Consider the following 19,151-nt stretch of genomic DNA (forward strand, 5'->3'; position numbering starts at 1 on the left):
ATGTCGATCTCCCTCGCTGACTGGAAAGGCGTTCCGGCGCCCACGGCTCAACTGCTCGAAGGACGTTTTATCCGCCTGGTCAAACTCGACCCCGCGCGCCACGCCGATCAGCTCTGGCAAGCCCTCGAAGGCCCCGGCGCAGACCCGAAGTTGTGGGACTATCTGCCTTACGGCCCGTTTGCCGAGCGCGCCGCGTTCGATGTGTGGTTGAACAACCACGCGGCCAGCACCGACCCGTATTTCTTCAGTGTGGTCGACCGCGCCAACGATGAGGTGCAGGGCATCCTGAGTTTGATGTCCATCGTCCCGGCCCAGGGCCGTATCGAAATCGGCCATGTCACCTTCGGCGCCCCGATGCAGCGCTCGCCGAAAAGCACCGAGGCGGTGTATCTGCTGGCCAAGTATGCGTTCGAGCAGGGCTACCGCCGCCTGGAATGGAAATGCAACAACGGCAACGCCCGCTCCCGATACGCAGCCGAGCGCCTGGGTTTCAGGTTCGAAGGGGTATTCCGCCAGCACATGGTGGTCAAGGGCCAGAACCGCGATACGGCATGGTTTTCGATGCTGGATTCGGAATGGCCGGCGATTGACGCGGGGTTCGAACAGTGGCTCTCGGAGGCTAACCAGACCAGCGCCGGGCAGCTGAAAACATTGGCCGAGTGCAGAAATTGAAACGAGGGGTTCGCCCCAATGCCCCTGTAGGAGCGAGCTTGCTCGCGAAAAACGCCCAGGCAACACGCTCATACTGGATAAACGTGAAGCCCCTAGTTCTTCGCGAGCGCTCCTACACAAAGCCTTAACCGATTGGGGTCAGGTGCTTGGCCAGCACCGCAATATGCTCCGGCCCGATGCCGCAGCAGCCGCCCAGATGGCTGGCCCCGCGCGCCTGCCAATCGGCCGCCCAGTGCAGATAGCCGGGCGGGTCAAGGTCATCGCGCAGCGGGTCGAGGCCATCGTTGGCCGTGGCCTCCTTGGGTTGCGGCGGGAACGCGTTGGCGTAAGCGCCGATCTGGATCGCCACGCCAAGGCGCTCGAAGGTCTGGCGGGCAGCGTCAATCGCCGCGCCGATCACTTCCGGCTGGCTGCAGTTGAACAGCAGCACCTCCACGCCCAGCTGCGCTGCCGCTTCGGCGGCATCCGCCACCGGTTCGCCTGAGCGCAGGCGTGGCACCTCGTCCGTGTCTTCGTCCTTCAAGGTAAACGACAGCCAGAGCGGTTTACCGTCTTTCGGCAGCCCGGCCTGGATCGCCCGCGCCTCGGCGATGGAGCTCTGGGTTTCCGCCAGCCACAGGTCGACGTGGGGCGCCAGGCCGTTCACCAGAGGCGTCAGCAGCTCGCTCACCCGCCCAGGCTCGAACAAATCCGGCCGATAAGAACCGAACAGCGGCGGCAATGAACCCGCCACCCGCACCGCCTGGCCTGAAGCCTGCACCGCACGGCGGGCCAATTCACCAGCGAGGGCCGCCAGCGCCTGGCCTTCGGCGGCGAACCGCGCCTCACCAATATGAAAGGGCACAACGGCGTAGCTGTTGCTGGTGATCACGTTGGCGCCGCTCTGGATATACGCCGCGTGCACCGCCTCAACCGCCTGAGGCGCTTCACTCAACGCCAGCGCCGACCACTCAGGCTGCCTGAACGGCGCGCCACGGCGTTGCAGCTCACGGCCCATACCGCCATCGAGAATTACTGTAGGTTGTGCGCCCATATAGCTTTTACTCATATGCTTATGAAAATAACTCACTATGAGAGTCGTTCTTATAACTATTTAATACGCACCAGTCGGCTCATCACAACTCTTTTTTCTTCAGGTGTCTGCTTTGAAACTTAAACCGCTATTGGCCCTGGGCCTGACCATGCTCGCTGCCTCCACTCAGGCCTTCGGCGGTACCACCCTGGATCGGATCGAGCAAAAGAAAGAACTGGTGGGCGTGCTGATGGAGAGCTATCCGCCGTTTTCGTTTCTCAATGAGCAGAACCAACTCGACGGCTTCGACGTCGACGTGGCCAAGGCCGTGGCACAAAAACTGGGCGTGAAGCTTCGCCTGGAAACCCCGTCCTGGGACGTGATCGCCGCCGGCCGCTGGAGCGGGCGCTACGACATCTGCATCTGCTCCATGACCCCGAGCAAGGCGCGCGCCGAAGTGTTCGATTTCCCGGTGGAGTACTACGCCTCGCCTGCGGTGATCGTGGTCAATGCCAAGGATGACCGCATCCACGGCGCCAAGGACCTGAGCGGCAAGAAAGTCGGCCTGACCAGCGCATCGAGCTACGAGAGCTATCTGAACAAGAATCTGGTGATCGAAGGCGCCGAAGACACGCAACTGCAGTATCCGTTCGAGGACGTGCAGATCGCGCCGTACGACACCGACAACGTGGCCTTCCAGGACCTCGGCCTGGGCGCCGGCGTGCGCCTGGACGCAATCCTCACCAACCTGGTGACCGCCCAACCACGCTTGACCGCCGACAAGCGCTTCAAGCTGGCCGGCGAGCCGCTCTACTCGGAGCCCAACTCGGTCGCCATCGAAAAAGGCGACCCGCAGTGGGACAGCAAAGTGCGTGAGGTCTTCGCGCAGCTCAAGCAGGACGGCACCTTGAGCAAGCTGTCGCAAAAATGGATCGGCGCCGACATCAGCCAATGACCGCATTCCCGACCCCGCCCCAACCCCCGGTAACCACGTCGCGGCTGCGGCGGCTGTTCGGCTTTCGCACGCGGCTGTTCCTGACCTGGGCCGCACTGCTTTGCCTGTTTGCCAGCTTCTTCCTGAGCTTTGACCTGAAGTTCTCGATCATCCTCGACAAGCTGCCCAACCTGGTTGGCGTGCACCTGGCGCCCAACGGCTTCCTGCAAGGCGCGGCGCTGACGCTGTTTCTGTGCCTGTGTTCGATCGTGGCTTCGTCGGTGCTGGGTTTCGTCACTGCGCTGGGACGCGTGTCGAAAAGCGCCCTGGCCTTCGGCATCGCCACGTTCTATGCCTCGTTTTTTCGCGGTACGCCGCTGCTGATCCAGATCCTGCTGATCTACCTCGGCCTGCCGCAACTGGGCCTGGTTCCGGGTGCGATCGTCGCCGGGATCATCGCGCTGTCGCTGAACTACGGCGCCTACCTGAGCGAAATCTTCCGCGCCGGTATCCTCGGCGTGCCCCACGGCCAACGGGAAGCGGCACTGGCCCTGGGCATGCGCGACAGCGCGATCTTCTGGCACGTTACGCTGCCCCAGGCCATGCGCACCATCGTCCCGCCGGCCACCAACCAGTTCATCTCGATGCTCAAGGACTCGTCGCTGATCTCGGTGATGGGCGTGTGGGAAGTGATGTTCCTTGCACAATCCTATGGGCGCTCAAGCTATCGCTATATCGAGATGCTCACCACGGCGGCAATCATCTATTGGGTGATGTCTCTCGGACTGGAGCTGATCCAGGCGCGCATGGAGCGGCACTATGGCAAGGGCTATGCGGGCCGTAGGTGAAGGTTAGTAGAGCGGGCGTCGAACTCGGATCACGCCCATCTGCAAACCAAAAGGCCGCAGTACCGCGTCCAGCGTCTTCAGCGTCTGGTTACCCTCACCCTGTTCGATATGCACCAGCGTGCGCACAGAAATTTTGCACATGCGCGCAAACTGACTCTGGTGCAATCCCGTCACCTCGACACGCAAACGTCGCACCGCGTCCCCCAGTTCGAGCGAACCCTCGGCCAAGCCTTCTTCGATAGCCGCAATCAGTTGCGCCCTTTGCTCCATGGACAGACTCATCTCAAACCCCACTTAATCAGGTGCTGATCCAAGCTGCGCAGGGCGATACGGGGATGGCTCCACGTAGTCTCAGGCAGTCCGCTGTCCAGCAGAAGATCCGGCAGCGCCCGCAGACGCTCGGCATCCTGGCGTAGACGTTCGAAGGCGCTTTCGGCATCGACTAAAGTCGCCAAGGCACCGCAGGCGCCACGCCAATCTACATCGCCAGCAATTTCCAGCCGGCCGGGCCATTTAGTGGTGCGGGTTATGCCCTCATCATCCATGACCATGGGCGCCAAATCATAAACCGGCGCCATGCGCAGACTTCCCGGACCTCGGATAATGGAGGTGTTGCGCCCATGGTTATCTGAATTACCCAGGATTTTGTTCAGCAGATCGCGACGCAAATAGTCCGCCACCAGATCAGCTACTTGCGCCTCCTGGCCCGCTGCCTTCCACAAACTCACCAGCATCTGAAGCACGCTTACATGATCCATCCGACTGCCGGGAACAGTGATGCCAGCAGCCGAGTAAAGCGATTCGACCGCGAAACGCTCGACACGTTGACCACAGACCGCGCGATCAAAGCGGTGCATCCACAGGCTGGGCCTGCTCGCCTGCTCCAACGCTAAGCCCTCGCTGGCAACCGTCTCGATACCCAAGGAATGCAAGGCCTTGTAGTAGTGATATTCGCTCCTGAGAATATCCTGGTCTCTTTGCGATGCCTGATTGCGAGCGAACTTGATGAACCAATGCTGGCTCACTTGGGCATCATCCAGCGCGGCATCTGGATACAACAGCCCCTCCCGACTTTCGGTCAACAGTAGCTTCGGGGCCTCGCCACCCGCGCCTGTGGCACCACCAATAGCCGCCCCTTGTTCATAGGCGTACTCCAGAAATCGATTGTCGCGCGCCACTACATCCTGGCGTGAAAATCCGATTTTTGGACGATTCAGACAACCTCTCACTGATTCTTTGATGCGCATATGCCCAATCGGGGCTGGCGTATTAAATGCCAGCAGAAACAAGTCAGCGCTCATACCCTCGGGCTTTACCGTGTCCATATGGCTCAGTAGAAAGCGCTTGGCCGCACCTGCTGGCGCAATGTCATACACAAATCCGGGCGCTTGCTTGAAAGTATTTTGATTCCAGCTGGGCGGTACCCCGACGCTGACGGCAGGGGCAAAGACGGTAGGGATATGATCAAGATGCTCGACTAAGTAAGGCGAGGCATAGCCGAACCGGCATGGCCCCATAAAACCGCTGGATGGCTCAAGAAACTCCAGATCCATAGCGTCCTGCCATCGGTCGTTGGCGAAGACCTGTACCGTGAGCTTTAATGTCGATTCAATTTGCAATTTAATGCACCTGCCTACTTAGATTCGTCGTCACATTTGCAATATAGTGCATAAAACTGCCAGTCGATGCGTGAAATACGCATTTAAATACATACCAGCACAGTCAATCGCAGCCCTAGTGCTTAATCGCAACGGACTAAAGACAACTCCCGCAAATCCGCAGCCCCCGGCCTGACATTTATCTCCCCGGCACCCCGCTAAATTCCCAGCCTCATACATTAAGAGGTGGGTTTACATGCCGCTCATACACAAACAACTCGCACTGGCTATCACCCTGGCGTTCGCAGCGATCAGCACTCAACAGGCGCAGGCACGCGGCGACATTGAGCCAGACAGTGAATGGCTTGAGCCGGCTCCGGTGAACGGTGGAAAACAATATTTCGAACCGGCCCTCCCGGCGCCTGAAGACTTCTACTTCGCCAACACGGCTACCAGCCGCAACGGCTTGAGCGTCGCCCATGTGCTGGACTCCGCAGTGGACACACTGCTGGCGTCGGACGAACTGCACGAATGGGAAAAAGACCAACTTGAGCAATACGGCCAGCACCTGAGCACTTTGGAGCCAGGCAGGCTAGGTGCCGTGCTTGAGCAATTGGCAGGCAGCCAGAACGCCAACTTGGGCACCGCCACCCAAAACAGCATGAAACAATTGAACGCCAGCCTGTTGTCGGCAATACGTCTGCCGGACAACCACGCAAGCGAGACGGGACGCGTGTGGTTCCAAGGCTTGGGCAATAGCGGCAGCCTCGATGCCCAACACGGCAGTGCCGGTCTGAAACAACGCAGCCAAGGCCTGCTGCTGGGTGCTGACTGGTCAATCGACCACGCATGGCGGGTGGGCGTAGTCGGCGGCAAGTCCGGCAGTGAACTGAACGCCACGCGTTTCAAGGGTGATCTGGACAGCTGGCACCTGGGCGCTTACGCCGTGCGTCAAGACGGACCACTGGCGTTGCGCCTGGGCGCGCTTTACAGCAGCCATACCGGAAAAAACAAACGTACGGTCGATTTCGACCTCATTGACCTTCGCCAGAACCTCACCGGCAAGTACAACGCCCAGAGCCAAAACGTATTCGCAGAGGCGGGCTATCAACTGGATATCGGCGGCTTGCACGCCGAGCCCTTTGCCAGCGCGGGTTTTCAACGTTATCAGCGCGACCGCTTCCAGGAAAAAGGCGGCTATAGCGCTTTGGACGTGGGTGCACAAACCCAGCAAAACTTCAGTAGCACCTTCGGTCTTCGCTTGAGCCACGACGTTGCAATGGGCAACCAGATGACCCTCAAACCGCACCTGAGCACCCAATGGAAACACCTGTATGGCGACGTTAACAGTCGCGTTCGCCAGTCATTTGCCTGGAATAAACGAGAGGACTTCAACAGCGAGTTCACCATCGGCGGCACTGCTCTGGACCGCAACAGCCTGGCGCTGCGTACCGGCATGGACATGGCACTGTCGGCTGAACACACCGTGGGCCTGGCCTACACCGCCGAGCTCGGCAGCACGAGTCGCAACCAGGGATTGATGGGGCAGTGGGCGATGGCGTTCTAAGGCGCCAATGCCTGATCAGCAGGCAAAAAAAAGGGGGCACATGCCCCCCCGAGGTTTAAGCGGTAGTGTCGAAGGCTCGGTATCAGCCTTCGATTTCAATCAGGATTTCGCCAGGGTTCACGCGGTCGCCCTTGGCCACATGCACGGCGGTGACTTTACCGGCGATGGAGGCCTGCACTTCGGTTTCCATCTTCATCGCCTCGGTGATCAGCACCGCCTGGCCGGCCTTGACCATGTCGCCTTCCTTGACCAGCACGTCGACGATATTGCCTGGCATCGCGGTGCTGACATGGCCAGGCTCGGTGGCATGCTTGCGCTTGCTGCCGCCGCTGCTGACGAACTCGTTGAGCGGTTCGAACACCACTTCTTCGGGCATGCCGTCGATGGACAGGTAGAAGTGGCGCTTGCCTTCGGCTTTCACCCCGACACCGGTGATGTCCACGCGGTAGCTTTCACCGTGCACATCGATGACGAACTCGGTCGGTACGCCTTCGCCACCGGCACGGGCCACGCCGCCGGCTTCAGGGATCGGCAGCAGCACTTCCGGCGCCAGGGTGCCGGCGTCGCGCTCTTCGAGGAACTTGCGGCCGATGTCCGGGAACATGGCGTAGGTCAGCACGTCTTCTTCGGACTTGGCCAGCGCGCCGATTTCGCCGCGCAGCTTGGTCATTTCCGGCTTGAGCAAATCAGCCGGGCGTACGTCGATCACCTCCTCGCTGCCGATGGCCTGGCGGCGCAGCTTCTCGTTCACAGTGCCCGGCGCCTTGCCGTAGCCGCCTTGCAGGTAGAGCTTCACTTCGTTGGTGATGGTCTTGTAACGCTCGCCGGCCAGCACGTTGAAGAACGCCTGGGTGCCGACGATCTGTGAGGTTGGGGTGACCAGCGGCGGGAAGCCAAGGTCTTCACGCACGCGGGGGATTTCGGCGAGCACCTCGCTCATGCGGTTCAGCGCGCCCTGCTCTTTCAACTGGTTGGCCAGGTTGGAAATCATCCCACCGGGCACCTGATTGACTTGCACGCGGGTGTCGACAGCGGTGAACTCGCTTTCGAACTGGTGGTATTTCTTGCGCACGGCATAGAAGTACAGGCCGATTTCCTGCAGCAGTTCCAGGTCCAGGCCGGTGTCGAATTCACTGCCCTTGAGGGCGGCGACCATTGACTCGGTGCCCGGGTGGCTGGTGCCCCAGGCGAAGCTGGAGATGGCGGTGTCGATGTGGTCGGCACCGTTTTCGATGGCCTTGAGTTGGCACATCGCCGCCAGGCCCGCAGTGTCGTGGGAGTGGATAAAGATCGGCAGGTTCTGCTCGGCTTTCAGCGCCTTGACCAGCTCGCCAGTGGCGTAGGGCGTCAGCAGGCCGGCCATGTCCTTAATCGCGATGGAGTCGCAGCCCATGGATTCGAGCTGCTTGGCCTGCGCCACGAACGCCTCGACGGTGTGCACCGGGCTGGTGGTGTAGGCGATGGTGCCCTGGGCGTGCTTGCCGGCGGCTTTGACCGCTTCGATGGCCACTCGCAGGTTACGCACGTCGTTCATGGCATCGAAGATGCGGAACACGTCGATGCCATTAACGGCGGCTTTGGCAACGAACGCGCGGACCACGTCATCGCTGTAGTGGCGGTAGCCCAGCAGGTTCTGGCCGCGCAACAGCATTTGCAGGCGCGTGTTGGGCAATGCGGCGCGCAGTTGGCGCAGGCGCTCCCACGGGTCTTCTTTGAGGAAGCGCACGCAGGCGTCGAAGGTCGCACCGCCCCAGACTTCCAGGGACCAGTAGCCGACTTTGTCGAGCTTGTCGCAGATCGGCAGCATGTCGTCAGTGCGCATGCGGGTCGCCAGCAACGATTGGTGGGCGTCGCGCAGGATGGTGTCGGTTACGAAGATTTTCTTAGACATTGGAATGTTCCTCACAGGCCTGCGTGGGCGGCGATGGCGGCGGCGATGGCCAGGGCCAGCTCTTCGGGTTTGCGCTTGATCGAGTAGTTGGTCAGCTCAGGATGGCTTTCCACAAAGCTGGTATTGAACTGACCGCTGCGGAATTCCGGGTTACGCAGGATTTCCTGGTAGTAGGCGGCGGTGGTCTTCACGCCTTGCAGGCGCATGTCATCCAGGGCACGCAGGCCGCGGTCCATGGCTTCTTCCCAGGTCAACGCCCACACCACCAGTTTCAGGCACATGGAGTCGTAGAACGGCGGGATGGTGTAGCCGGTGTAGATCGCCGTGTCGGTACGCACGCCGGGGCCGCCGGGGGCGTAGTAACGGGTGATCTTGCCGAAGCTTGGCAGGAAGTTGTTCTTCGGGTCTTCGGCGTTGATACGGAACTGCAACGCGAAGCCACGGTGCTGGATGTCTTCCTGCTTGACCGACAGCGGCAGGCCCGAAGCGATGCGGATCTGCTCGCGGACGATGTCGATCCCGGTGATTTCTTCGGTGATGGTGTGTTCCACCTGTACCCGGGTGTTCATCTCCATGAAGTACACCTCGCCCTCGGCGAGCAAGAACTCCACGGTGCCGGCGTTCTCGTAGCCCACGGCCTTGGCCGCACGCACCGACAGATCGCCGATATAGGCGCGCTGTTCAGGGGTGAGCTGGGGGCTGGGAGCGATTTCGATGAGTTTCTGGTTGCGACGCTGGATCGAGCAGTCGCGCTCGAACAGGTGCACGACGTTGCCAAAGCTGTCACCGAGGATCTGCGCTTCGATGTGCTTGGGATTGACGATGCATTTTTCCAGGAACACTTCCGCCGACCCGAAGGCCTTGGTGGCTTCGGAAATCACTCGGGGGAAGGCTTGTTCAAGTTCTTCGCGGCTGTTGCAACGACGGATACCGCGCCCGCCACCACCGGACGTGGCCTTGAGCATCACCGGGTAACCGATACGGTCGCCTTCAGTGAGCGCTTCATGGATATCGGCGACGTTGCCTTCGGTGCCCGGCGTGACCGGCACGCCAGCCTTGATCATGCTGCGGCGCGCTTCGGTCTTGTCGCCCATGCGGCGAATCACTTCCGCCGAGGGGCCGATGAACTTGATGCCGCGTTCGGCGCAGATGTCCGCCAATTCGGCGTTTTCCGACAGAAAGCCGTAGCCGGGATGCAGCGCATCGCAACCGGTCTCTACGGCCAGGTTCACCAGTTTGCGCGGGTTCAGGTAGCCGGCCAAGGGCTCGGCACCGATGCTGTGGGCTTCGTCGGCACGCTTGACGTGTAACGCGTGGCGGTCGGCGTCCGAATAAACCGCAACCGAGCGAATGCCCATCTCGGCGCAGGCACGCACGATTCGTACGGCAATTTCACCACGGTTGGCGATCAGGATCTTTTTTATCACTTGGAAATTCCCTTGAGCCGATTGCTGCGTTCTTCGACCCGTTAAAGGCGGGTCGACGCGTGACCAAATGTTTCATGACAGTCGCGAGACACACACTATGCGCACTTGAGGATTAACAAAAATCAATAATTGTTGGGCTGTGTATAAGTAAAGACTTATAGTTGGCCGGACGACCGGGGCTTGAGGAGTTACTTAATGCGTAAGTCATTGATGCGTATGACATTGCGTCAATTGCAGATTTTCAATGAAGTGTGTGATCTGCGTTCCTACAGCCGTGCAGCCGAGGAAATGTCCCTCACCCAACCCGCCGTCAGCCTGCAAATTCGCCAGCTCGAAGAGCTGCTTGGCCAGCCGCTGTTCGATTATGTCGGCAAAAAGCTCTACATGACCGAGGCCGCTGAAGCTTTGCAGCGGGCCAGCCGGGATATCTTCGGGCGCCTGGAAAATCTCGATATGCAGCTGTCGGACATGCAGGGCTCGTTGCAGGGCCAGCTCAAATTGGCGATCGAATCCAGCGCGAAATACTTCGTGCCGCACCTGTTTGCCGCTTTCAAGCGCCAGCACCCGGAGGTGCAGCTGCACCTGACGGTGGTCAATCGCGCCCAGGTGATTCGCCGGCTTTCGGACAACCGTGACGACTTGGTGATCATGTCCATGGTGCCTCAGGACATGGGCCTGGAATTCCTGCCGTTCCTGAATAACCCGATTGTCGCCGTGGCGCTGCCGGATCACCCCTTGAGCCTGCAAGGGCCGCTACGCTTGCAGGATCTGGAGCCCTACACCCTGCTCACCCGCGAACCGGGTTCCGGCACGCGGCTGGCCTGCGAAGAGTACTTCAAGGAAAAACGCGTGCACTTCACGCAGACGGTGGAAGTGGCCTCGGCCGAGGCGCAACGCGAGTGCGTAGCTGCAGGGTTGGGCGTGGCCCTGCTGACGCGCCACGCCCTGAACCTGGAGCTGGCCACCGGCGGGCTCAAGGAGCTGCCGGTGGAAGAACTGCCGCTGTACCGCAGTTGGTGCCTGGTGCAAGCCAAAGCCAAGCGGCTGTCACCGGTGGCCCACGCGTTCCTGGGCTTTATCCGCAGCGAACGGGTGCAGATCAGCGCGCTGGCTGAGCGTTTCGCTGGGCAGCCAAGGGTGCCTGCCAATGGAGTTCCGGGTAGTCACTGATGCTCTGGAGCAGTTGGCGCTGGTCGCAGCGGTCTTCGATTGCGCGACGGAACGCCATGCGGCGCTGGTCTTCCTGCTGACGACGGGTCTTGACGGTGCTGTTGCTGTCTTCGTAGGGCCGGGCCATTTGGAGTCTCCCAATGCAAGTACGGGGAGTACAGGATGGTCGCCGGGGATGACGGGGCTATGACAGCCTGATGAAGATTCTGAGGATGCGGAGATTCGAAATGTGGGAGGGGGCTTGCCCTAGAGCCCTCTGTAGGAGCGAGCTTGCTCGCGAAAAACTCACAGGCACCGCGTTCATTCAGAAAGCACGCGTTATCGTTGACGTTTTTCGCGAGCAAGCTCGCTCCTACAGACTGGCATTAGGGCTTGCCCCCTCCCACATTTTGTTCTGTGTACAGTTGATCAGTCGTCGAGGGCTTTGACGGATTTTGGCGACAACCGCAGGCTGCGCAAACTGCGCTTCACACTCTTGAGGTGGTTGACCAGGCTCGGCCCTCGGGCCATGGCCACGCCCATGGCCAACACGTCGATCACCACCAGGTGGGCAATGCGCGAGGTCAGCGGCGTGTAGATCTCGGTGTCTTCGTGTACGTCGATCGCCAGGTTCACCGTGGACAATTCCGCCAATGGCGTCTGGCTCGGGCACAGGGTGATCAGCGAAGCGCCGCTTTCACGCACCAGATTGGCGGTGATGAGCAGGTCTTTGGAGCGACCGGACTGGGAAATACAGATGGCCACGTCGGTGGGCTTCAAGGTCACCGCCGACATCGCCTGCATGTGCGGGTCGCTGTAGGCCGCCGCCGTGAGCAGCAGACGGAAAAATTTGTGCTGGGCGTCGGCCGCCACCGCGCCGGAAGCTCCAAAGCCATAGAACTCCACGCGCTGGGCCTGGGACATCGCGGTCACGGCCTTTTGCAGCTCCACCGGGTCGAGCTTCTCGCGCACTTCCATCAGGGTGTGCAAGGTGGTGTCGAAGATTTTCAGGCTGTAATCGGCGACCGAGTCGTCTTCATGGATCGCAAACTGGCCAAAGCTCGCACCGGCGGCCAGGCTTTGCGCCAGCTTGAGTTTCAAGTCCTGGAACCCGGAGCAACCGATGGCGCGGCAGAAGCGCACGATGGTCGGCTCACTGATGCCCACGCTGTGGGCCAGGTCGGCCATGGAACTGTGCATCACAGCCGCAGGGTCAAGCAGCACGTGATCGGCAACCTTGAGTTCCGATTTGCGTAACAGGTGGCGCGACTGGGCGATATGTTGCAACAGGTTCAAAGGGCAGGACTCTTGTTATTGGCAGACGCCAGGGATGTAGCAAGCTTGTAGTTATACTACAAGAATTGCCGTTTTGCCCGCCTGATGCAGCACTAAATCGCCCCGCTCCCCTCTGAAACTAAGGGCAGAGGCTTTGTAGCCACAGGGACGCCACTTGAGTCGTTAAGAAAAATCTGGATTTTTTCGTAACAAATCTGCCAGCCCCTCAGCGTCCATCGGCCGGCTGATCAGATAACCCTGCACCTCGTCGCACTGCTCGCTTCGCAGGAAATCCAGTTGCTGCTGGTCCTCCACGCCTTCGGCCACCACTTTGAGCGACAACCCATGGGCCATGGCAATGATCGCCCGGGTAATGGCCGCATCCTCGCGGCCCTGGCCAAGACCCCGGATAAAGGTCTGGTCGATCTTCACGTAGTCCACCGGAATGCGCTTGAGGTAGCTGAGGGATGAATAGCCGGTGCCGAAATCGTCGATGGCCAGCTTCACGCCCAGGTCACGCAGCTGCCGGAAGGTGGTGATGATGTGCTCGACACTGTCGAGCAACTGGCTTTCGGTCAATTCCAATTCGAGGTATTGCGGGTCCAGCCCGGTCTCCTCCAGCACCTGGCGCACCAGACTGACCAGCTTGCCCTGGCGCAACTGATGCACCGACAGGTTCACCGACACCCGAATCGGCGCCAGCCCCTGTCGTTGCCACTCACAGGCCTGCCAGCACGCCTGGCGCAACACCAGCTCACCCAACGGCACGATCAGGCCGGTTTCTTCGGCCAGGCCGATAAAGTCTCCCGGCGGCACCAGGCCCCACTGCGGATGTTCCCAGCGCACCAGGGCCTCGGCCGCATTGAGCGTGCCGGTGGCCAGGCACAGTTTGGGTTGGTAGAACACCGTGAGCTGGCCCTCGTCGATGGCCTTGCGCAGATGGTTTTCCAGTTGCAAGCGCTCCAGGGTGCTGGCTTGCAGGCTGTCGGTGTAGAACTGGAAATTGTTCCCGCCCAGGTGCTTGGCATGCTGCATCGCCATATTCGATTGGCTGACCAGCGCAGAAATTTCCCGCGCGTTATCCGGCAGCAGGCTGACGCCCATGGAGGCGCTGACCACCAGCTCATGCCCCTCCACCGTCACCGGCACGCGCAGCTTGGCCAGCAGCCGAGTCGCCACCCGCGCCAGGCTCGACAGGTTGCCATAGGCGTCGAACAGCACAGCGAATTCATCACCGGACAGGCGTGCAATGGTGTCTGCTTCCGGCAGTGCGTTGATCAAGCGCCGCGCCATTTTCTGCAACAGTTGGTCGGCCACTTCATGGCCAAGGCTGTCATTGAGCAGCTTGAAACGGTCGAGGTTGATGTGCAGCAGCGCCAGGCTGCGCCCACCCTGACGTACGCGTTGATGCGCTTCGCGCAGCCGTTCGCGAAACAGCGAACGGTTGGCCAGGCCGGTCAACTCGTCGTAATGGGTGAGGTAGCGCATGCGCTCCTCGGACTCGCGCCGCGCGGACAGATCGGCGAAAAAACCCACTATATGACTGACATTGCCGCGAACATCGCGCACCACGCTCAGCTGCAGCCACTGCGGGTACAGCTCGCCGTTCTTGCGTGTTTCCACCAACTCGCCCTGCCAGGTGCCGTGGCTGAGCAGCGCCTGGCGGATCACCGGGAAGTGGCGCCGGGCATCGCGACTGCTGGGCAGCTCCACGACATTGCGACCGAGCATGTCGTCGATGTCAAAACCGGTGACACGGCTGAACGCCTGGTTGACGGCGAGCAGCACATAGTTCGGGTCGAGAATCACGATGCCTTCGCTGGCGGCCTCGAACACCGTCGAGGCGAGCCGTTGCTGTTCTTCCACGGCCTTGCTGGCACTGATGTCGCGGCGTGTGCCGAGCATGCGGATCACCCGGCCACTGGGCGAACGCTCTACCGCGCGCCCACGGTCCTCGATCCACACCCAGTGCCCGTCGCCGTGACGGATCCGGTATTCCACCTGATAGTCCTCGCTGCGGCCCTTGAGATGCTCCACCAATGCGTGCTTGAGCAGCGGCAGGTCGTCTGGGTGCAGGCGCGGCTTGAGATGGCTGAGCATCGCGGTGACAAACTCGGGTTCCAGGCCGAACAGTTCCTTGAGCTGGGTGTGGTGCACCTCATCGGTTTGCAGGTTCCAGTCCCACAGGCCCAGTTCACTGGCCTGCAGCGCCATGGCCAGGCGCGCCTCGCTTTGATTCAGGGCGAGGCTGGCGGCGTCCAGTTCCTGGCTGCGCAGCGCCACACGGTCTTGCAGGCCCACCTGGGCTTCACGCAGCTCCTGTTCGACCTCGCGGCGCTGCTCGACTTCGCGCAGCAGTTCCTGATTCAACTGCTCGCTGCGCTGCTGCGCCTGCTGCAAATGCTCGATCAGGGCCTGGTTCTGGAAGCGTCGCAGCAGCCCGCGCTGGATCAGGCGGTTGACCTGCCACGCCACCACACTTAATGACGCCAACAGGATCAGACCGAGCACGCCCCAACCCTGTTGCCGCGATGTGCCGTTCCAGAACAGATAGGCGATGACCGGCAACAGGCACGGCAAGGCAAAGGACAGAAAGGCCCAAAGGCTGACGGCATAGGCCACGCTGGCCGACAACGTCGCCGCGCCGATCAGGCCGAACACCCAGGCCTGTTGCATGAAGCTGTCGGTCGGCACCAGGGCGATGGCGGCGATCGAGAGGGTCAGGCCGCTGACCGCTGAACCCAGCATGAACATGCGGCGCCAGACGGGCTGGGCCTGCCGGCTGGGCATCGCCGAATCAAAGGCCGCCACCTGGATGACGCGCATCGCCACCAGGGCCAGCAACCAGACCAGCCAGATGCTGTCGAGCAGGTAGTGCTTGGGGTCCCACAAAAGCCAGGCGCAGACCAAACCGTTAACCAGCATCAACAGGGTCGGCAGCAGCGAGCCCTGATACAGCAGGCGTGTACGCTCGACCGCGATCTCGGTGGCGTAGTGTTTGCGGATAACCTGCGCAGGCGCCGCCGAGGGGCCGAACAGGTCAGTGTCAAAGGTCATAGGCAGTATTCTTATAATGGTGAGCCCGAAACGTCGTCGGAGCATACACAAGCAAGCGCTCGGACCAAACCGCTCCAGGTCATAAAAACCCCTCGTCGGTTGAGCGCAAAACGTTGTCCCAGACAGCTTGAACGAGACGGAATGCGGGCTGTGGCGCATGACTAACCGGTCATCCGCGTCCGCAGAATGTTTGCGCGCAGGTAGTTTTGTGTCGACCACCGGGCATTGGGATTTGCCCGTCTCCCCCCGGCACCCTAGAATGCGCCGATGCGCGATGATCTCTCCCTTTTGCTGAACTCCCTCAACGATGCCCAACGCCAGGCCGTAGCGGCCCCCGTTGGCCGTCAGTTGGTCCTGGCCGGTGCTGGCTCCGGTAAAACCCGAGTGCTGGTGCACCGTATCGCCTGGTTGATCCAGGTCGAGAACGCTTCTCCCCATTCCATCCTGTCGGTGACGTTCACCAACAAGGCGGCTGCCGAGATGCGCCATCGCATCGAGCAGTTGATGGGCATCAGCCCGGCCGGCATGTGGGTGGGCACCTTCCACGGCCTGGCGCACCGCCTGTTGCGGGCGCATTGGCAGGAAGCGGGGCTGAGCCAGACGTTCCAGATCCTCGACAGTGACGACCAGCAACGCCTGGTCAAGCGGGTAATCCGCGAGCTGGGCCTCGATGAACAGCGTTGGCCGGCCCGCCAGGCCCAGTGGTTTATCAACGGCCAGAAAGACGAAGGGCTGCGCCCGCAACATATCCAGGCCAGCGGTGACTTGTTCCTGGCGACCATGCGCAGCATCTATGAAGCCTACGAGGCGGCCTGCGTACGCGCCGGCGTGATCGACTTCTCCGAACTGCTGTTGCGTGCCCTCGACCTGTGGCGCGACAACCCCGGCTTGCTGGCCCATTACCAGAAGCGCTTCCGGCACGTTCTGGTGGACGAGTTCCAAGACACCAACGCCGTGCAATACGCCTGGTTGCGCCTGCTGGCCAAGGGTGGCGACAGCCTGATGGTGGTGGGCGATGATGACCAGTCGATCTACGGCTGGCGCGGCGCGAAAATCGAGAACATCTACCAGTATTCCGAAGACTTCCCGGACGCGGTGACTATCCGCCTCGAGCAGAACTACCGCTCCACCGCCGGGATCCTGAAGGCCGCCAACGCCTTGATCGCCAACAACACCGGGCGCCTGGGCAAAGAGCTGTGGACCGACGGCGGCGAAGGCGAAGCGATCAACCTGTACGCCGCGTTCAATGAGCACGATGAAGCGCGCTATGTGGTGGAAACCATCGAAAGCGCGTTGAAAACCGGCCTGGCGCGCAGCGACATCGCCATTCTCTACCGCTCCAACGCCCAATCGCGGGTGTTGGAAGAAGCCTTGTTGCGCGAGCGCATCCCGTATCGCATCTATGGCGGCCAGCGCTTCTTCGAGCGGGCGGAAATCAAGAACGCCATGGCCTACCTGCGCTTGCTGGAAGGTCGCGGCAACGATGCGGCGCTGGAGCGGGTGATCAATATTCCGGCCCGTGGCATCGGTGAAAAAACCGTCGAGGCCATTCGCGAACACGCCCGCCATGCCGATGTGTCGATGTGGGAGGCCATGCGCCTGCTCATCGCCAATAAAGGCCTGACAGGTCGCGCCGCCGGCGCACTGGGCGTGTTTGTCGAGCTGATCGAGAACCTCGCGGCCAAATGCGCGGAAATGCCCCTGCACTTGATGACCCAGACCGTGATCGAGCAGTCCGGGCTGATCGCCTACCACGAGGCGGAGAAAGGCGAGAAAGGCCAGGCCCGGGTAGAAAACCTCGAGGAACTGGTCAGCGCCGCCCGCGCCTTCGAAAACATCGAGGACGATGAAGAGCAGACCCCGCTCGCCGCTTTCCTTGGTCACGCATCGCTGGAGGCTGGCGATACCCAGGCCGACGAGCATGAAGACAGCATTCAGCTGATGACCTTGCACAGTGCCAAGGGCCTGGAATTCCCGTATGTGTTCCTGGTGGGCATGGAAGAAGGCCTGTTCCCCCACAAGATGAGCCTGGAAGAGCCCGGCCGCCTTGAGGAAGAACGCCGCCTGGCTTACGTGGGCATTACCCGGGCCATGCAGAACCTGGTGATGACCTATGCCGAGACCCGACGCCTGTACGGTAGCGAGACCTACAACAAGGTGTCGCGCTTCGTACGTGAAGTGCCGAAGGGGCTGATCCAGGAAGTGCGTCTGTCCAACAGCGTCAGTCGCCCGTTCGGCGGCGGCCAGCAGCAGAACTCCAGCACTATGTTTGCCGGCTCCGAGATCCCGGAAACCCCGTTCAGCCTGGGCCAGCAGGTCCGACATGCGATCTTCGGCGAGGGCGTGATCCTCAATTTCGAAGGCGCCGGCGCCCAGGCGCGGGTGCAGGTCAACTTCGCCGAGGGCAGCAAGTGGCTGATGATGGGCTACGCGAAACTCGAAGCCGTCTGAAGCCGATCGTTTGTGGCGAGGGAGCTTGCTCCCGCTGGCGTGCGCAGCGCGCCCGTTTTTGGGGCTGCTGCGCAGCCCAGCGGGAGCAAGCTCCCTCGCCACAATAAGCCCGCCTATGAAACACTGCGTAACATGAAGACTCATGGCTCGCCCTTGTTTTAGACGAGTATGGAGCCAATATCTGTAATAAGTCCTACAGACCATTCTGAATCGGTCCTACGTAAAAGCCCGAAACATTATGTCGCTAGCCACTGTCACGACACCTGTGCAACATGGCGCGCGTGCAATCCACAAATGGGAATTCCCTTTATGAAACGTTTTCTTAGCATCGCCATGGCGTTGTGCATCGGCTTGACGATGAGCCTCGACGCCAACGCCAAACGCTTCGGTGGCGGCAAAAGCATGGGCTCGGCACCGACCCACCAGACCAGCCAGATGGCTCCATCCGCCGGTGCCGGCGGTGCTGCGGCTACCGCAGGCGCGGCCGGTGCTGCGGGCGCTGCTGCCAAGGCCGGCGGTGCTTCGCGCTGGTTGGGCCCATTGGCCGGCATCGCCGCCGGTGGCCTGCTCGCCTCCATGTTCATGGGCGGCGGCTTCCAGGGCATGCAGATCTTCGACATCCTGATCCTGGCCGTTATTGCCTTTGTGATCTTCCGCTTTATCGCCGCCCGTCGCCGCAAGCAGCAGGAGCACCTGGCTCCGGCCGGCGCGCCGATGCAGCGTGAAGTGTTCGAGCAAAAACCGGCCATGGGTTCGATCTTCGGTGGTTCGGCAGCGCCTGCCGCCGCCCGTCCGGTGATCAACGCACCGGCCTGGTTCAACGAGGAGCGTTTCGTCGAAGCGGCCCGCAGCCACTTCCAGTCCCTGCAGCAGCACTGGGACGCCAACGAAATGGACAAGATCTCCGAGTTCGTGACCCCGCAACTGCTCGAGTTCCTCAAGCGCGAACGCGCCGACTTGGGTGACGCCTTCCAGTCGACCTATATCGACGACCTGCGCGTACAACTGGAAGGCGTGGATGATCGCGCCGACAAGACCATCGCCACCCTGACCTTCAGCGGTGTGTCGAAGACCTCGCGTTTCGACCAGGGCGAAGTGTTCAGCGAAAGCTGGAACATGGAACGCGCCCAAGGCGACAACCAGCCATGGCTGGTCGCCGGTATCCGCCAGAACGGCTGATACCTGCTCGTTTGAGCACGCGGTAACAAAACCCCGGACATGTCCGGGGTTTTCTATTTCACGGTTGCACTTATAGCGAGCTACTGTATAA

The 19,151-nt window shown here is 61.1% G+C and carries 15 protein-coding genes; 7 read left to right on the forward strand and 8 right to left on the reverse strand.

Translation table 11 applies throughout. The annotated features are described in order from the left end of the window. Window positions 1-672 (forward strand): GNAT family N-acetyltransferase, encoded by a 672-nt coding sequence (locus C4J86_RS26405; protein ID WP_124372324.1) that lies wholly within the window; start codon window positions 1-3, stop codon window positions 670-672. 124 nt (window positions 673-796) lie between these two features. On the opposite strand, the gene C4J86_RS26410 is transcribed toward C4J86_RS26405, so the two are convergent. Beyond that, on the reverse strand, window positions 797-1,705 hold the full coding sequence (locus tag C4J86_RS26410) for a homocysteine S-methyltransferase family protein (RefSeq protein WP_124372325.1): 909 nt from the start codon (window positions 1,703-1,705) through the stop codon (window positions 797-799). 112 nt (window positions 1,706-1,817) lie between these two features. Between C4J86_RS26410 and C4J86_RS26415 the strand changes: the two genes are divergently transcribed. Further along, window positions 1,818-2,639, forward strand: coding sequence for an ABC transporter substrate-binding protein (locus tag C4J86_RS26415; protein ID WP_124368870.1), 822 nt, complete (start codon window positions 1,818-1,820; stop codon window positions 2,637-2,639). Further along, entirely contained in the window at window positions 2,636-3,466 is an 831-nt protein-coding gene (locus C4J86_RS26420; protein ID WP_124372326.1) for an amino acid ABC transporter permease, read from the forward strand. The genes C4J86_RS26415 and C4J86_RS26420 overlap by 4 nt, the downstream gene beginning before the upstream one ends. A 3-nt stretch (window positions 3,467-3,469) precedes the next feature. Here the strand turns inward: C4J86_RS26420 and C4J86_RS26425 are convergent, their stop codons facing one another. Together C4J86_RS26425 and C4J86_RS26430 are read right to left on the reverse strand one after the other, a co-directional pair. Beyond that, the gene (locus C4J86_RS26425; protein ID WP_124368872.1) at window positions 3,470-3,748 is read right to left on the reverse strand and encodes a helix-turn-helix domain-containing protein; all 279 of its coding nucleotides are present in this window, start codon (window positions 3,746-3,748) and stop codon (window positions 3,470-3,472) included. Further along, window positions 3,745-5,019, reverse strand: coding sequence for a HipA domain-containing protein (locus tag C4J86_RS26430; RefSeq protein ID WP_124372489.1), 1,275 nt, complete (start codon window positions 5,017-5,019; stop codon window positions 3,745-3,747). Before C4J86_RS26430 ends, C4J86_RS26425 begins: the two co-directional genes overlap by 4 nt. 301 nt (window positions 5,020-5,320) lie before the next feature. Here C4J86_RS26430 and C4J86_RS26435 point away from each other — a divergent pair, with 301 nt between their 5' ends. Next, window positions 5,321-6,631, forward strand: coding sequence for an autotransporter domain-containing protein (locus C4J86_RS26435; protein WP_124372327.1), 1,311 nt, complete (start codon window positions 5,321-5,323; stop codon window positions 6,629-6,631). A gap of 82 nt (window positions 6,632-6,713) precedes the next feature. On the opposite strand, the gene oadA is transcribed toward C4J86_RS26435, so the two are convergent. Together oadA and C4J86_RS26445 are read right to left on the reverse strand one after the other, a co-directional pair. Beyond that, the gene (gene oadA, locus C4J86_RS26440; RefSeq protein WP_124368874.1) at window positions 6,714-8,522 is read right to left on the reverse strand and encodes a sodium-extruding oxaloacetate decarboxylase subunit alpha; all 1,809 of its coding nucleotides are present in this window, start codon (window positions 8,520-8,522) and stop codon (window positions 6,714-6,716) included. Between the two features lie 11 nt (window positions 8,523-8,533). Next, complete coding sequence (locus C4J86_RS26445) at window positions 8,534-9,949, reverse strand: acetyl-CoA carboxylase biotin carboxylase subunit (RefSeq protein WP_003195732.1); 1,416 nt, start codon at window positions 9,947-9,949, stop codon at window positions 8,534-8,536. Between the two features lie 195 nt (window positions 9,950-10,144). Between C4J86_RS26445 and C4J86_RS26450 the strand changes: the two genes are divergently transcribed. Beyond that, a complete protein-coding gene (locus C4J86_RS26450; RefSeq protein WP_124372328.1) occupies window positions 10,145-11,119 on the forward strand; it encodes a LysR family transcriptional regulator in 975 nt (324 codons plus the stop codon). On the opposite strand, the gene C4J86_RS26455 is transcribed toward C4J86_RS26450, so the two are convergent. The 3 genes from C4J86_RS26455 to C4J86_RS26465 form a co-directional block, all read right to left on the reverse strand. Then, complete coding sequence (locus tag C4J86_RS26455; protein WP_124365036.1) at window positions 11,049-11,246, reverse strand: PA3496 family putative envelope integrity protein; 198 nt, start codon at window positions 11,244-11,246, stop codon at window positions 11,049-11,051. The genes C4J86_RS26450 and C4J86_RS26455 overlap by 71 nt on opposite strands. A 281-nt stretch (window positions 11,247-11,527) precedes the next feature. Beyond that, the gene (gene hexR, locus C4J86_RS26460; RefSeq protein WP_003177007.1) at window positions 11,528-12,394 is read right to left on the reverse strand and encodes a transcriptional regulator HexR; all 867 of its coding nucleotides are present in this window, start codon (window positions 12,392-12,394) and stop codon (window positions 11,528-11,530) included. A 162-nt stretch (window positions 12,395-12,556) separates the two neighbouring features. Then, window positions 12,557-15,430 carry an EAL domain-containing protein gene (locus C4J86_RS26465; protein WP_124372329.1) on the reverse strand — a complete coding sequence of 958 codons (2,874 nt, stop codon included), beginning with the start codon at window positions 15,428-15,430 and terminating at the stop codon, window positions 12,557-12,559. 267 nt (window positions 15,431-15,697) lie between these two features. Between C4J86_RS26465 and uvrD the strand changes: the two genes are divergently transcribed. Next, window positions 15,698-17,881 carry a DNA helicase II gene (gene uvrD, locus C4J86_RS26470; protein ID WP_124372330.1) on the forward strand — a complete coding sequence of 728 codons (2,184 nt, stop codon included), beginning with the start codon at window positions 15,698-15,700 and terminating at the stop codon, window positions 17,879-17,881. 309 nt (window positions 17,882-18,190) lie between these two features. Beyond that, window positions 18,191-19,060, forward strand: coding sequence for a Tim44 domain-containing protein (locus tag C4J86_RS26475; protein WP_124365039.1), 870 nt, complete (start codon window positions 18,191-18,193; stop codon window positions 19,058-19,060). The last annotated feature ends 91 nt before the right edge of the window (window positions 19,061-19,151 follow it).

Origin of the sequence: Pseudomonas sp. R2-7-07 (genome assembly GCF_003852355.1) — a bacterium.
Taxonomy (GTDB): domain Bacteria; phylum Pseudomonadota; class Gammaproteobacteria; order Pseudomonadales; family Pseudomonadaceae; genus Aquipseudomonas.

What these genes read in the sequence shown, in the direction of transcription:
- C4J86_RS26405 (WP_124372324.1), top strand. Translation starts at nt 1, where the DNA reads ATGTCGATCTCCCTCGCTGACTGGAAAGGCGTTCCGGCGCCCACGGCT.
- C4J86_RS26430 (WP_124372489.1), bottom strand. Translation starts at nt 5,019, where the DNA reads ATGGATCTGGAGTTTCTTGAGCCATCCAGCGGTTTTATGGGGCCATGC.
- C4J86_RS26455 (WP_124365036.1), bottom strand. Translation starts at nt 11,246, where the DNA reads ATGGCCCGGCCCTACGAAGACAGCAACAGCACCGTCAAGACCCGTCGT.
- uvrD (WP_124372330.1), top strand. Translation starts at nt 15,698, where the DNA reads ATGCGCGATGATCTCTCCCTTTTGCTGAACTCCCTCAACGATGCCCAA.
- C4J86_RS26420 (WP_124372326.1), top strand. Translation starts at nt 2,636, where the DNA reads ATGACCGCATTCCCGACCCCGCCCCAACCCCCGGTAACCACGTCGCGG.
- C4J86_RS26425 (WP_124368872.1), bottom strand. Translation starts at nt 3,748, where the DNA reads ATGAGTCTGTCCATGGAGCAAAGGGCGCAACTGATTGCGGCTATCGAA.
- C4J86_RS26410 (WP_124372325.1), bottom strand. Translation starts at nt 1,705, where the DNA reads ATGGGCGCACAACCTACAGTAATTCTCGATGGCGGTATGGGCCGTGAG.
- C4J86_RS26435 (WP_124372327.1), top strand. Translation starts at nt 5,321, where the DNA reads ATGCCGCTCATACACAAACAACTCGCACTGGCTATCACCCTGGCGTTC.
- C4J86_RS26450 (WP_124372328.1), top strand. Translation starts at nt 10,145, where the DNA reads ATGCGTAAGTCATTGATGCGTATGACATTGCGTCAATTGCAGATTTTC.
- C4J86_RS26465 (WP_124372329.1), bottom strand. Translation starts at nt 15,430, where the DNA reads ATGACCTTTGACACTGACCTGTTCGGCCCCTCGGCGGCGCCTGCGCAG.
- C4J86_RS26475 (WP_124365039.1), top strand. Translation starts at nt 18,191, where the DNA reads ATGAAACGTTTTCTTAGCATCGCCATGGCGTTGTGCATCGGCTTGACG.
- oadA (WP_124368874.1), bottom strand. Translation starts at nt 8,522, where the DNA reads ATGTCTAAGAAAATCTTCGTAACCGACACCATCCTGCGCGACGCCCAC.